The 14,358-nt window shown below is 53.2% G+C and carries 13 protein-coding genes and 1 pseudogene; 2 read left to right on the forward strand and 12 right to left on the reverse strand.

Annotated elements, in window-relative coordinates:
- Nucleotides 1-1,839, reverse strand: a 1,839-nt coding sequence (locus C487_RS00025) for a PD-(D/E)XK nuclease family protein (protein ID WP_006183598.1), incomplete at its 3' end; no start/stop codon positions are given.
- Between the two features lie 360 nt (nucleotides 1,840-2,199).
- On the opposite strand from C487_RS00025, the gene C487_RS00030 reads away from it, so the two are divergent.
- A complete protein-coding gene (locus C487_RS00030) occupies nucleotides 2,200-3,042 on the forward strand; it encodes a hypothetical protein (protein WP_006183599.1) in 843 nt (280 codons plus the stop codon).
- Nucleotides 3,043-3,229: 187 nt separating this feature from the next.
- Here the strand turns inward: C487_RS00030 and C487_RS00035 are convergent, their stop codons facing one another.
- From C487_RS00035 to C487_RS00055, 5 genes and pseudogenes are all read right to left on the reverse strand, one after another.
- Complete coding sequence (locus tag C487_RS00035) at nucleotides 3,230-4,321, reverse strand: hypothetical protein (RefSeq protein ID WP_006183600.1); 1,092 nt, start codon at nucleotides 4,319-4,321, stop codon at nucleotides 3,230-3,232.
- Between the two features lie 148 nt (nucleotides 4,322-4,469).
- Nucleotides 4,470-4,919 (reverse strand): annotated as a pseudogene (locus C487_RS21860) (HVO_A0114 family putative DNA-binding protein).
- Between the two features lie 427 nt (nucleotides 4,920-5,346).
- Nucleotides 5,347-6,213, reverse strand: a complete 867-nt coding sequence (locus tag C487_RS00045) for a hypothetical protein (RefSeq protein WP_006183601.1) — start codon at nucleotides 6,211-6,213, stop codon at nucleotides 5,347-5,349.
- A 255-nt stretch (nucleotides 6,214-6,468) separates the two neighbouring features.
- Complete coding sequence (locus C487_RS00050; protein WP_006183602.1) at nucleotides 6,469-7,080, reverse strand: hypothetical protein; 612 nt, start codon at nucleotides 7,078-7,080, stop codon at nucleotides 6,469-6,471.
- Entirely contained in the window at nucleotides 7,077-7,382 is a 306-nt protein-coding gene (locus C487_RS00055) for a hypothetical protein (protein WP_006183603.1), read from the reverse strand. Before C487_RS00055 ends, C487_RS00050 begins: the two co-directional genes overlap by 4 nt.
- A 217-nt stretch (nucleotides 7,383-7,599) precedes the next feature.
- Between C487_RS00055 and C487_RS00060 the strand changes: the two genes are divergently transcribed.
- Entirely contained in the window at nucleotides 7,600-7,812 is a 213-nt protein-coding gene (locus C487_RS00060) for a hypothetical protein (RefSeq protein ID WP_006183604.1), read from the forward strand.
- 362 nt (nucleotides 7,813-8,174) lie between these two features.
- On the opposite strand, the gene C487_RS19945 is transcribed toward C487_RS00060, so the two are convergent.
- The 6 genes from C487_RS19945 to C487_RS00080 form a co-directional block, all read right to left on the reverse strand.
- Nucleotides 8,175-8,576 carry a hypothetical protein gene (locus tag C487_RS19945; protein WP_152422444.1) on the reverse strand — a complete coding sequence of 134 codons (402 nt, stop codon included), beginning with the start codon at nucleotides 8,574-8,576 and terminating at the stop codon, nucleotides 8,175-8,177.
- Nucleotides 8,577-8,582: 6 nt separating this feature from the next.
- Nucleotides 8,583-9,596 carry a hypothetical protein gene (locus C487_RS19950; RefSeq protein ID WP_152422445.1) on the reverse strand — a complete coding sequence of 338 codons (1,014 nt, stop codon included), beginning with the start codon at nucleotides 9,594-9,596 and terminating at the stop codon, nucleotides 8,583-8,585.
- Between the two features lie 2 nt (nucleotides 9,597-9,598).
- Nucleotides 9,599-9,844: a hypothetical protein gene (locus tag C487_RS19955; RefSeq protein ID WP_152422446.1), complete on the reverse strand. Its 246-nt coding sequence runs from the start codon at nucleotides 9,842-9,844 to the stop codon at nucleotides 9,599-9,601.
- 762 nt (nucleotides 9,845-10,606) lie between these two features.
- Nucleotides 10,607-12,064 carry an IS66 family transposase gene (tnpC, locus tag C487_RS19060; protein ID WP_015298749.1) on the reverse strand — a complete coding sequence of 486 codons (1,458 nt, stop codon included), beginning with the start codon at nucleotides 12,062-12,064 and terminating at the stop codon, nucleotides 10,607-10,609.
- Nucleotides 12,065-12,089: 25 nt separating this feature from the next.
- Nucleotides 12,090-12,377, reverse strand: coding sequence for a hypothetical protein (locus tag C487_RS19960; protein WP_152422447.1), 288 nt, complete (start codon nucleotides 12,375-12,377; stop codon nucleotides 12,090-12,092).
- 568 nt (nucleotides 12,378-12,945) lie between these two features.
- On the reverse strand, nucleotides 12,946-14,322 hold the full coding sequence (locus C487_RS00080) for a DNA cytosine methyltransferase (RefSeq protein ID WP_006183606.1): 1,377 nt from the start codon (nucleotides 14,320-14,322) through the stop codon (nucleotides 12,946-12,948).
- Between the last annotated feature and the right edge of the window lie 36 nt (nucleotides 14,323-14,358).

A 14,358-nucleotide genomic window follows, 5' to 3' on the forward strand; every position in this document is an offset into this window, starting at 1 on the left:
GAAGCAACGTCTTGCAGGGTCGCGGTTGTGCTGGACACACTTTCCGCACCCTGCTGCTTCGTACGTGACGCTTTCTATGACACGCTCGGTCTTGTAATCGACGATCGAGGTTTCGCTCTGGATCAAATCGACGTACCCGTGAGTTCCGATCGATGGCGATTCGAACCAGCGTTCTGTTAACTGCGAATCACACTTGATACCGAGTTCGGTAGCGAGTTCGTTTTCGTGGTCTCGATGATCGTAGGTGTTGTACCTTCCTTCCTCCGAGGGGTTTTCGTCCAGATACGCCGTGATCGCATCAAGTCCGACCTTCAAATACGTTCGCTGAACGGCTTGCTTCGAGTTACTTAGGTATGGATTCAACCGCTCACACATCGCGTCAAGCACACGACCGCGCTGGTCCTCTAGTATTGATGGATCGGAAACGTAGATCTCAGCGGCCTCGTGGAGAAGCGTTCCGCGAACCATGTGAATTGACGACGGCGATTGGACCAACCGATCGAAGTACGCATCTCGAGGCGAATTTGCGAGGGCTTTCAGTCGAGATTGACTAATCGTCTCTATGCGTTGGGGTGGTGTTGGTGGACAGTCCGGTTCAGGAAATGGCGACGTTAAATCTGAGGTAGTGTGCCCGCCGTACCGTGTGTGTGGGAGATCACCGAATGAGTCAAACGGCTCGTCACGGAGTCGTCGCAGATACACGCACGGAGTCACGTCGCTTCCGGCCTGCGTCTCTTGGACGAAATAGTACCGTTGGGTCCCGTTCTGGAGCAGTCGCTCGAATCGCTCGAGATCGCGTTCTAAGTATGCTTCTCGGTCGATCCAAGGATAGTCCGGCGGGCTCTGTGCCCACTCCGGGCCCAGACCGACGTAGAAGACGACAGGTCGGTCAACGTATGCTGTGGACGTCGCATCCGCTAAGAGAACTCCGTCAGTAGCACTCGAGTCCGTTGGAACAGTAAACGCATCGAGATAGTACCGGAAACGCGAAACGCGATCCTCTGTGACCTGCGCGTCCAGTATCCCGAGGTTCTGAAGCTCGCGTCGAAGTTCAGCTAACCCTGTGCTGCTGATCGACTCGTACACCGACACGACATCACGGAACGTTCCTTCGTCGACGGCTTCCTGGAATTCAACGTAGCCCCCAAGTTGATCTGGCTCGAGCGAATCCACCCGTTGTTCTTCTACATCTCTGGGAAGGTCGATCCCAGCCGTCGCAAGCACTGGTCGGATTTCCGTGACCCGCTGATCGGATCCCGAAAATGTCGCTTCTAGCAGTCGGAAAAACGCCCGAACATCGTCATCATCCTCGAACCCAGGTCCACCGCGATAGGGAATTTCCCGTGCTTCAAGGGCAGACTCGATCAGAGCACTATACAGACTTCCCTCAGCAAGAACGATCCCAAACCGATCCGCTGTGTCTGGATCGATCTGGTCGACGATTGCCGAGACGATTGCTGTCGCTGATGGGAAGATGTGTAGCTTAGGGAAGGGAACGTGAGTGTCGCCCAGCGACGAATGGGTCTCGTACCCATCAGGAGGGAGAAGTTTTCGGTCGAGTTCGGACAGACGAGCTTCGTCAATTACCGCAATCTCTTGCTCCGATGAGAGCGTCGTGCGCTCGATGGACCGATAGCTGCTCTCAAGTTCCCCCAGCATTGATACGACCAATCGGATAGCGGAGGGGTCGAACTCAGGATACTCGAGTATCTGTTCACGGTCGCCCGTCGCTGTCCAACAATCGATACACAGCTCGAGTGCTCTCACTGCTTGCTTCCACGAGAGATCCGTCTGTGCGACGATTTCGAAAAAGAGCGGTCGGATGTCATCGGGAAACATCTCCTGGACGGCATAACTTCGCGGTGTAGCCGACAACCGACCGATTCGAGGGCTTTGCACTCGGTTATCAAGCGCGAGTGCGAGGGGTGCTTCGCCAGTAAGAGCAATATCGCAGTTCGCAACCCTCGAATAGAGCTGGTCGATTGACCGTGCTTCTCGTAATGGCACAGTCAAAGAACTAACTCAGTTTACTTGAACTTAGCTAATTTTCTATATATTAGCACGAGGTATAGGGGGTTATCGACGCCGTTGAGAAGTTGCTTGCCGATGACTGTTAGCGAGTTTCTATATGTCTCTTCTTTTGGATTCCCCTGGGCCAAAAAATAGTTACTATGTTCCTCCGGTACGTTCCCGAGTGTAATGACCGGTCTCGTCCACTACCATCACCCCGACGACGAGCAATATTCTCTCGCGTACGTTACGCTCGATCACGACGAGATCGACCCCGACGATGGGAAAGTCGAAACCTACCAACTCGAGGAAACAGTACACGTCCTCTACACCAACACCGGTGCGAGTGGAACAGTCGACGACATCACCGAGGATTTTGAAGCAATACTGGACGAAATGGACGAATCGGACCGGCTCGTGACGGTGCGAATTCTCCAGACGTTCGAAGGTGTCCTCGAAGCCACAGAACTCGAGGAGGGAGAAAAACTCGAGATCTACAAGCAGATCGACGTTGGTCGAATTCCAGCTGCACTCGATCACGTTGATTGGTCAAGATCGGTAGTCGAGGTCGCAGGGCAGTTGATGTCGTCACTCATTTTGGCCCACCCGCTTCCAAACGCCAACCATCGAACCTCGATCGCATTCGCCGAGTGGTACCTCGAGAGTGTCGAGCCGTCGTTTTCGCTCCCGAAGTTGGCGACCGAGAGCTACGACTGGCAAGAGTGGGTCGACACGTATATCGCCGACTCGAAGCGACTGCTCACAGTACGGCGAAACATAACCCCGTTCAGGTTGCTCGATGAGTGGGGCTGTGAGATCGTGTTGCGAAAAGGTGGGATTGAAATCGAGCTCTCGGAGTACGATCTCGAGCTGCCACAGTCAGAAGCCCTGTCGACGTATGCGACTCATCATACCGAACTCTGTACCGAGTTCATGATTGAGTCGGTGACACGAGCCGGAGCGTCGCATCTGCGTTTTGAGAATGGGGTCGACAAACAGGAGTTCCTCGAGTATCTGGAAGCTAGCGAGTAAGACGTACGCGTTAGTCCCGCAGCTGGGCAACGGTCCGTCCGAGTTCCCGAGCACGCTCGCTCTCGGAGATGTCATACCGTTCTTCCAGCGACCGAAGTTGTTCTTCGAATTCCATGGTGTACGGGAGTATGCTCCTCTGCAAATATATAGTGCGTCATGGAATAAGTAAGTTCTCGTGCTCAAGCGCTCACTCTGGGCTGGATGTCTCTGTATCAGATAGTCGGCTTTCTACTTCCTCACAGCGCTCGGCTACTATCGACGCTCCCTCGAGAGGACCATCGGCGTTCAGTGCCGCTCGGTACAGTTCTGCAGTGCGTTCCATTTCCTCTCTCGTTAGTTCGTCTGGGTCCTCGAGCCAGTAGCTATCTGCGAGTTTCTTGTATGCCCAGGGATCCTCGGGATACTCCTCGATGAGTGACTCGAATTCCACCCTGCTGTCGGCGGTTCTGTCCAGTTCTGTGAGTGTGTCGGCGATGAAGTGACGAAAGTCGAGTAGGAACTCGTCAGATGCATCCGGGAACTGCTCGCAGACCTCCCGACAGAATTCGAGTCGGTGCTCGTGATACGCTGGATCATCTTCCGCTACGGTGGCAAGGTCACTGTCGAGCGATCGAATGAAAGCCTCGAGCGAGAGAAACGACGGTAATTCTCGGTCTGCTTCCTCGATAGTCGTGATTTCGTCGGGTGTTACGGCGACGATGTACTCCCAGGCAGTTAGCCACCGATCGCAAGCCTCAGCGCGATTTCCTTTCTCGCGGAGATCGCGTCCCTCCTGAACGAAGTCGTAGATCCGTTCTTTGTTCGGGGTGTCGGGTGCCCAGCGCTCCCAGAGTACTTCTGCCGCCATCCAGATGAAGTCCTGATCATAGCCCGTGACATCAACCTCGTATTCAGCTTCCCACTGCTCGGAAAGTGTCGTCGCCGAATTGAAATTTTCAATCCGACTCTGAAACATCGTCTCGCTCGTTTCGATGCCGTGATCGGCGAGTTTCTCGACAATTTCGTCCGTCGAGAGGGCTTCGACGTCGCTGAGTTCCCACGCATCAGCAGGGTGGGTCCCATTTGATGTGTCGGCTATTCGTTGCTCACGGTGAGCGGGTTGACTTGCTTCTTGGACCTCTTCGTTGCCACCCTCACCTAATCCGTGTTCGTCGACGTATTGCTCGACACGCTTCCGGTCAATCCGGCTGAGTTCGTCACGTTCATGATCTTCGTATAGATGCTCACGGATCGCAGATTCCTCCTCAAAGGTTTGCTCGCAGTAGCGACACTCAACCATTACTCGAGAACTACGTATGCGGGTAGAAAAACAACAGGTGTGAACAGGACATGCGCTCCGGAACGCCGAGGAAGTACGTAGCCTGCGATGTCGTCTTCACCGAGGTGTCTACTTCGCTAAAAAGCTGAAACGGCGCATTTGACCGATTTTACGGTGTGGCGGCTACCGTGTCATCAGTCGCTGGATCGAACGAGAGACTGATGACGAGTTCGTTGAACCAGACGACCGGGCGCTTGCTCTGGTCGTCTTCCTCGAAGAAGATGATTCCCAACTGGGCGAGTCGACTGAGTTCTTCGTGGACGTTCTTCACATCCCGGTCAACAACCTGTGCAATCTCGTTAATGCTGGATGGCTCTTCCTAGCGGATGGCTTCGATGAGATCGAGGACGCGCGGCGTCAGCGTCTCCATGAGGTCGTCGTGGCTGGTGAACGAGAGCGTCGGCGGGGAATCCACCGCGTCGCCCCGCTCGAGTGCCTCAATGCCGTCGGTGACATCATCGTGGAACTCACTGGACGACTTGACAGTCACGACGAGGGTTGATTCGGCCCGAAGCTGTTCGCACTCCATCGGGTGCAGCGGCGGCGTGGTATCGTTCATAGGTATCACCGTGGTGTGATGGCCTCACTTGACATCGAACTCGGAGAGCGTCTGCTCACCGTGAAGAGCAGTGAGGGTGTGGAGCTCGCCATCAGTGAGCATACTGTTGCATAATAGCTGATTGATATATAAGTGACTTCGCTATCTTGCAACAGCCGACTGGCCCAGTCAAGTCAGCGCACAGTATTAACGTCGATCCGAGAATCTCCACAGTGCTCTCGAGAGGATTCCGGTGACAGCTGGCGTCTTCAGGGACACCCACAGGAGAGTCGTTCGGGTAAGACCGACAACGACCGATCAAATGACGTACTACAGACTAACGGTACACTGCATACAACCGCTCTTGTGCTGGATATTAGGTGGGCGGATAGAGTGAAACCCTTCTCAGGGGTTGTGGGTAGTCGGGAGACACCCGCAACTGTCGACGTCAGGTGTCTCCGGAACCGACCATCTCACCGGGGATGTCGACATCGTCCATCAACAAGACGCGTCGTTCCGTGTACTCGAGGCCGTTCTTGCGCTGTGTCCGCTTTTTGACTGCCAGCCTGCTCTTCGAGAGATCGAGTAACGCATCGATCGTTCGGGAAACCAATTTCTTCGCGTAGTCGTCGCTGATCCCCTTCTCCTGTCGTCGAATCCAGTGTTTCATGTCGCCAGCGGTGACGTACTCTCGAACGCTCGCACTCCCCTTCCGCCAAGGGTTGTCTCCAACCGACGGATCGGTCCGTGCCTTCCAGAGCTCTGCAGCAAGCCGTGACGGAAGCGCCGATGTCGTTGCCCGGAGCATATCCTCGTCCATCTTCGCGAGCTGCTGGAGTGGAAGCAGATCCCCATACGAGAGGGAAACGTTACCACCACGTTCGAGTGGATCATCACTCTCGGGTAATCGGAAGTAACTCTCACCATCGTCTTTGTGGATGCGCTCGAGACAGCCATCCACAACGTCGATCTCGCCTTCGTCGACGTGATCCTCCAAGAGGTGTGCGCCTTTCTCGAGTTCTCGTGCTTGGAGCTCACCGACGCGGTCTTTGTTGGCGTTGAGTTTCTTCTCGTGGGCGTCCAGTCGAGCTTCGATCGGTGTCTGTGATTGTTCTAGGTCCTCGAGCCGTGCTTCAAGATCCTTGTTTTCGGTGTGGACCTCCTCGAGTTCGGCCTCGAGGTGACCTATGCGGTTGTCCTTTTGGGTGAGTTCGTTTTCAAGGGTTGTGACACGCTCGTGAAGGCGATCGACTTCGTCGGCAAGTGTTTGGAGTGTCTGTGCGTCAGGTTCGGGACAGTCTGTGTTCGCGCTCATTTAGTTCTGGATTCGGTGTCATTGTCGGGCGATTCGACTCGCGCTGCTGGTCGATGTCGGGAACGCTGGTGGAACAGTAGACTACCGACTCGAGAGCCGTCTCGAGAAAGCGCAGTGGCCCTTCCCCCGAAAGACGTCTTCGTGTTCGAAGTCTGGTGTCGGTCTACCGGGGATTGGTGGCTCCGGCTCGAGTGGCGAAGTCTGGTCTACTACGCTGGATGGTCAACACGATCCCGAGGTGGTGTGCTGGCTCAGCTAGCCACTCTCGGGTTGGAGTCGACAGTCATGGCTTGCCAACGTGGTAAGCGAATCGAACGGACACTGGCAGATATCGCAATAGTGTCTCTGCACGGTGAGGAACGTCTCACGTTCCGTGTGGCCGCCATCGGGAACGGCAGACTGTCTTTGTTGATCGCTGGGCCGTCCCTGGACGTGAAGATCGACTTCGGTAATCGGTTCACGACCAGTTTCTCTCCACTTGCTATTGCGGCGTTCGTGTTCGATCCGCCAGGCTTCGCCACCGGTATCGGGGACAACCATCACCCGTCGGCGACGGCCATTGATCGTCGTATACTCGAACACGAATTCGACGGTCGGTTCGGTGGACTGGTCACAGCCGCCGTCGGTTGCAAGACGTGGGTCGTCATCGGCATCGACGAGTAGAGTTCTGTCCTCGGTCTCGAGAGTCTGGGCTCGGGTATCGTCGTCGGCGATAATAATCTCTGAGCCGTCGGTTGCTTCGATGTCGCCCGGTTCGTAGCCGGCGACGGCGCGGGCCTCCGCTCGCAGGCGCATCTCGCGAGCGCCTTCGCGCTCGAGTTGCTCGGCACGCTTTGCGACAGCTTCGTGATCGTTGACGATCGTCATTGGTCGCTCACCTCGACAGCGCCGACGATCGCGTCAGCCATCGTCTTGAACAGATACTGCACTTCGAAGCCACCGCGACGGTCGGTGATGTAGTCGATCCAGTCGTCGATCGTCTTCTCGACGTCCTCGAGGTCGTAGCGGACGGTGCGCTCGCCGTTCTCGATAACGTGGACCGTCTCGTCGGTCGTCCGGTAGACGTGGTGTGCGCCCTCGTTGTCGATGCCGACGGAGATATAGTCGGCACGTGGGTCGGTGGTCTGTGCTTCCGAAACCGTTTCGTGGGTTCGCGGTTGAACACTCATTGCTTCTCTCCAGAAGCACAGGTCCGGTGCTCCAACACCGGGCCGAGAGTTTCTCCCGGCCACCCCGTGCTTCACATTACTTAGTACATTTGCTAACCAGATAAAAGTTAGCATTTGTTCTAACATTAGCTTATTCAGTAACTATTAGGATATACGCTAAGTATTGCATGGGTAGAGGTAAGCAAATATTACAACCAGTACAGCCGAACGGGGTCGTATGTCGAAGACCCGAGCGCTCCTCACAGAGACTGAGCGAGAGCAGATCGCCGGCGAGCACGGAGACCAGCGACGTTACCAAGCGACGTCTCGTGTCCGCCGGCGCATCGATGCGGAACTATCGAAGGATATCGAGGTCCTCGAGGAACACCACCCGGAGCTGCTCGAGGAACTTCGCGATGTCGTCTGCGAGGAGCGTGATCACGATGAGTAACCAGCAGCTCCTATCGGACCTCGAGGTTCGCGAACAGTCGCTCGCCCAGGTCCGTGACGCACTCGCCGCACTCCCCTAGTCGCCGATCGGACATTGACATGTTCGGTACCGAGATTGGTCACCCTCAGCAGCAACTCTGAGACAATTCGTACACACGAACCCACCTTTTTCAAGTGAGGTCAACATCGAGACGTAGGCAGATCGTCTAATTAGACACAGACAGGTCGTTTACTTCGGAATCCCCAAATTGGCGACGTGCACACGACAAGTCACGGCTCGTGTGCATATTTGGGAATCCGATTCTGACAACGTGCAACTCTAGGGGCTATAGTTTGATAGTAGGGAACACTACTGCACACTTATCACACTCTATTATCATATACACCCACAAATTTAGATAATATGAGATGAGTTCCAACAACAGCAATGAATCCAATAGTAGCAAAGAACAATATCTCATGAATAATACTCGACTGCTCGAATTGGAGTTGTAGCGCTATCGCACTTTTTACAAGAAGATACAGCCAAATGAGGGTTCCGACAATAAATGAGATAGTAAGGCCAAATCTAACTTCTGTGGCCTCGTTCATCGGAATGCCATCAAGAGTATTATAAAGAAATGCAGAAACAACTGTTGCAATACAACAAAGCAGGAATGCATTTTTAATATTAGCCGTTCCGACAATATACATGTAGTTTACAGCAGGTAGGAAGAGGAATAATTTAGGTGTATTAAGAACAGTCTCTATATCACTGGCAGACATTTGTTTCTATTGTGCAAGTCCTTCAACAGATTCCGGATTAATCCGAAACACTAACTCTCGGTCAGTGTGTCTTTCGTCAATACTTATATCAGAGACATCTTTTCTTAAATTACTCATTACTTGCTTTGCTATTTGTTTGTTATTATAACCTTGTGCCCGCAAATCGATAAATGGGACGGAATAGGAATAGCTATCGTATTGTTTGATCTTTTTCCTCAGATTCACGCTTGTTGGCCAATATTCGTCATATTTTCCAACATAGACTACAAACGGTTCATCATCAATAATATCGTTGTATAGTGCTTGTGTATAATCTATGCGATCGTAAGTCTCATCAATTTCAGATAAAATCCGTCTGAGAACTCCATCCTGATCATAATATCCAGAGCTACAGAAGTTCGCTACCGTTTTAGCTGAGCCATCGAATTTGTTATCAAGATCTTCTTTCCATTGATTTATAGCGTCCTCGGGAACAAATACATCTTCCAGTTCCCACGCAGTCCGAATACTCAAAGAGCGGCGAAGCAATTGGTGCTGTTGATCGGAAAGGTACTGTTCAAAGTGTTCAAGAATTTCCTTATTATTGGGATCTGCCTGAGCTCTTTCGACTACCTCAAGTTCAAGCTCTTGCTCATGAGAAAGAAGTCGGTCTTGTTCCTGATAAGTGGGCTCAATTTTCTTGACAATCTCTTCTTTGCCCTCTTCATTGAATGCGTCAAGATTCAACTCAACGACCTTTCCCTCATCTGTATTAATTTCTTGGAATGGTTGAATTTCAGATCCTTTCTCAACAATTTGGACTTCTTGGTCCGGGTCCTCGAGAATATCTAAATTATATTCTGTACACTCTTGTCCAGACTCAGCACAGCCATAAACTCGTGATAACGTTGCAGAAACTCCGTTCCGGACAAATTCATATGCTTGGTCTTTAATTGAAAGAGTAGCTTCAGATCGAATAATTCCGACAGCAGTCGCTACGAGATCTTCCTCATCATCAGGTGTACTTTGATCGCCTGCCACGGTTAGTCGTTTTGACGATGCTCTTCAACGTAGGCAGAGACTGAATTAAAATCCTTTTTAATAAAGACTCGTGAGCCAACACCGGCACCAGCGAATTCGTCCAGAGTCATCGGCTCGCTGCTGTCACTAGGTAGCTCTGGTTCCCTCGTCTCTTTATCTACTAAATACCCTTCTTCATTAACTTCCAGACCAAGTTCATTGGCAACCGTCTCAGCTGCACTTGGCCCAAACGTGATCTTGGGAGACATCTGTAATTGACCTCGCTGGTATCTCGTTACTGTACCATACAAGACACCACATACATATTTTTGGTGGTTACCTTCCACAGGTGGAATATCAGATCTGTCTCTAATTACCTCTAGAGAAGTCTGCTTTGCTGCCGCGGAGTAGTGTGATGTGTTTTGATGATATGGCCATAGCACGGCGCAGAGACAGAAGATTCGCTTGGGCGACCTTCCGTTACTTCGGTGGCACGGCGCGGCTATCATCACGGGATCATGCAGATGACGATCTCGCCGGACTCGGTTTTATGATCTCCGTGTAAGCGCTTCCGCTAGTTCCGCTTGGCGCGGTCCTACTCATATTTACCACTGCTGGAACACCTCTATACCATCCGGTATCGGCCAGTTCGACTTATTTTCAGCGCGGCGCTCTGCGCGCCGCGCAATTGCCCTACCCGCTTAGGGGCAAAAATCCTTGAGGGTTAGATAAGGATCTTCGTTTAAAAATTCTTGTAACTGCTCAAGGTTCCCGATTTGGAGGTCAACTGGTCGGTTTCTATAATTATCTATATCATCTTCGGTGAGCTGGATGAGAATCCTTTCAGCATTTCTTTGCGTCTTGTAATGGCCATGTTCTGGATTACGTCCTTCCCCTTCGTTCCACAAATCATTACCTTGGAATACATCTACATATCCCCACTTGCTTAACCGAAAAGCACAATCACCAAGTTTCGATACATCCGGTGTAGTTGGATAGCGTGACTATAATTCACTGCTCGGTGATGCCTCTCACCCTGAGCTGAGTTCTTCTCCACCGAGGATAGACTGGAGCTGTTCGGGCGGATCTAGTCCTCGTCGTTTCCACGTGGCCAACATGGTCGTGATCGTCTCGTGAATCTGGACCCCTTCGGCTGAGCGGAGGGTCCGGAACATCTTCCGCAGCACAACTTGCTCGCGCAGAGCGCGCTCTGCGCGATTATTCGTCGAATCGACGTCTGGCTCTGTAACGAACGTCAGCCAGTGCCCTAACCCGTTCCTGATCTTCTCGATCAGCTTCTTGACCTCCTGTGCCTCGTAGTCTTCCCTGATCAGGCCTTCCAGATGTAACGACGCCTCCGCCCGCTTTTGCTCGCGGGCGGAGGCGGACGGATCCTCCTCGTCGAACGCCGTTAAATCGTCGTGGAGAGCGTGTAACTCCTCAGACAACCTCTCTGCTTCCTCGTACCGTTCAGCAACGTACTCCGCCTCCCGCAACAGATGTGCCCAGCACCGCTGGAGCTTCGTGTGATAGCTCGGATACGCTGACCAACCGTCACAGCTGAGCGTTGAGTCCTCGGCGAAGTCCTCGCCGAGGACGTCCTCTAACACCTGGCTTCCACGACTCTCATCAACCCAGAACAGCACTTCTTCGTCAGTAACGAACGTCCACGCCCAGTGTTGCTCTCCGTCAACAGGAAAGCCCGTTTCATCGCAGTAGACGACGTCACTTTCCTGAATACGGGCTTTGACATCGTCATACGCGGGTCGCAGCCGGTCTGCGACCCGCTTGGTCAGGTTGTAGATCGTCCGATGAGAGATGGGTGTATCGAGCTCCCAGTCAAACAGCTCCGCCTGTTTACGGTTTGGAAGTCGCTGATGGAACCTACCGAGGGCGGTTTGGGCCATGATATTTGGCCCAAACCGCCCGGTTTCCGGGCAGTCAGGATGTTCAGCAACGACTTCGTTTCCACAGGAACAGCGGTGTTTGCCGAGTTCGTACTCGACGACAGTGGTTGGAATAGGGAGAGGTATGTCGATAATCGTCCGTGAGATGTAGCTGTCCGGGTTAGAGAGGATTTGCTCACAGTCTGGGCAATATCCCTGATCGACTCGAATAGTCTCCTCTGGTTCCGGAGGCGGTCGAGTTGTTCCTTCGTGACCTTCGTCACGTCCTGGAGAGGAGTCGCTGGCGGCGTCAGCGTCGCCGCCAGCGTCGTCCCCTTGGTCTTCGTTCTCTTCCTTGTCGCTGTCACCGTTGCCAGGTGATCCAGCCGCGCCACCCTGCTTACTGGGTGGTGTGTTTGGGTTTTCGTACCGCTTGAGGCGAGTCTCAAGTACCTCTATCTGCTGTTGCTTTACAGCGAGTTGACGACGGAGAAGGCGGTTCTCGAGCTTTTGGACTACGAGTTGCTGGCGGAGATGCGTACTGTTCTCGGTGCGGATCGCGGAATCTATCGATTCCGGCGATCCGCCAATCCCCAGCGACACACTTGGTTCACCATTGAGAGACCATTCATGAGACTGCTACGAAATCGGTCTGACGGCAAATCGCTATCCAACTACCATCCGGTATAGTTCTCACTACACCTCTGTCCCAATCATCAACGACAATCCAAATATCTATATCGGATATACCATTCTGGTCAATGTCCTTGCTTGGATTAACAAAAGAGCCTAGAAGGACTATTTTTTGTACATTCTCCTTGAGCTGCGAGTCAATAATCTCTGTTTCGATTAATTTACAAAGATCAGACTCTGTAATTGCTGGATTATTCTCTTTGAATGCCTCACGAGGGTTCATAAATCGATATAGATGGGCAATCATTGAATTGCTTACTACTAGATGGGAAGATTACAAATCATGCAATCCTTATTTCGTGTGCTTCAACTGGAGATCTGCGTGCGGAGGTGGGGGTGGGGCGCTGTAATTTTTTGGCGCTGTAGCCTTGGCGACACTCCCCAGCTGGGCGCTAGTCTATCCCATCGAAAGCATTCCTGAGATGCTCTCGCATAGCGTCACAGCGACGGTCTTCGCTGCGGTAGTTTTTCTCGACGGCAGCCGCGCTCGCGCCCCCCTGACCCCCGATCACTCCGTCGATTCGTTCTGTGAGCTGTTTGATCGCCTTCAGGTACGTGTTGTACTAAAACCGTCGCCCCCTAGACTCTCGAGCGCGACAACCTCAACGCTCGAGCAGTGTCGGGAAATCACCGATCATGACCGAATCAACTGACGTCGTCGAGACACAGAGCGAAGACGGAACAGAACATAGCCAAGCCCAGGGACGTCGCTGGAGATCTGGACTGTGGCTATTTACGCCTGCTTGTTCACACATTATCTGGCAATAAATCGCCACCAACGAAGAGGATCCTCAGCCATTGGTGTGACTATCCGAGAGAATTGTTTGCCGAACCACAACACCGACTGCCTCCCCGAGTCGAGGTGGAACAGCATTACCAATCAGGCGGTATGCGTTCGTCCGGCTCTCAGGGAACCAGTAGGTGTCCCTGAACGACTGTAGCCTGGCCGCCTCTCGGGGGGAGAGTGAACGTGCCTCCGTCGGGTGGATGAACATGTGGCCGTCTTTGCGCATATGGGCGAGGATCGTTGACGCTGGCTTCCCGGGATTCTGCTTCTTGTACTTATCCGAAAATACGTCGTCGCGGTATGGCTGGAGTCTGGTACTCACCTGACCGATGTTCCACCCGACGCCATGACCCAGCAGCTTGTATATTGAGAGGTCGAGATGATTGTGCCAGCGTGCGTCATGGTTACGGAGCGGCTGATCTTCCCAGTCCTCGCCATCTGGGACGTTTCGGACCCATTCCTGATACGGCGAGACGGGAGGGAGCGTATACTCAGTTGCTTGGCTCGGTGGCATCTCCCCATCGGGGGAAATCGGCGGCAAGTCCATAATCGCGTCTGCGACGGTGAGGTAGGGAAGTCTGTACTCCCGATCAGGCTCAAAGGGGGGGAGGACAGAGGACAAACCAGTTTCGAACGTCTCTTGAGATTTATCAGTGCTGTCCTTCAGTTCGGGACGAATCTGCATTTGCTGGTCTTTCTCTCTGTCGGTCGGCTCTCGGTGGGTGTACCATCGGGTGAGCTCTGGCAGAGCCTTTCCTGTTCGCCGGCCGATGAAAAAGAGCCGTTCTCGATGCTGGGGAACGCCGAAATCCGCAGCGTCGACGAGGAACTTGTCTACAGTATAGCCAAGACCCTCCATTTCCTCAATTATTATCTCTGTAACAGGAACTTCCTCACCAACCGGGGACTGTTCGACCCCTTGTTCTTCCCCGATCGGAAGAGACTCCTGGACCGTATCTGACTCGACGGTGACTGTGTCAGTCAACATCCCAGGGACGTTCTCCATGACGAACGCCCGTGGCTGGAAATGCTTGACGTACCGGAGAAAATCAAGATACAGAACGTTCCGATCGTCCTCATCGACGGAGCGATCCTCGAGAGAGCCGAGCTTTGAACGACCGATCGTAGAGAACGATGGGCAGGGTGGTCCCCCCGCAACGAGATCAAGATTGCCCGGCTCGATATCGGGACCATCCTCGGCAGGTTCGGTCTCACGGATATCTGCCTGAATAGCGTAATCACCGTGGTTCTCACGGTGGGTTTCAACAGCAGACTCGTCATAGTCGACTGCCCAGCGTACATCATAGCCGGCCCGTCGGAGCCCTTCAGAGAGCCCCCCAGCGCCACAAAAGAGGTCGATCGCAGATGGCCCCGAATCCATTGTGCGAACGAAAGGGCGGGAATGGGGAAAGTCGTT

The organism is Natrinema pallidum DSM 3751 (genome assembly GCF_000337615.1).
Taxonomy (GTDB): Archaea; Halobacteriota; Halobacteria; order Halobacteriales; family Natrialbaceae; genus Natrinema; species Natrinema pallidum.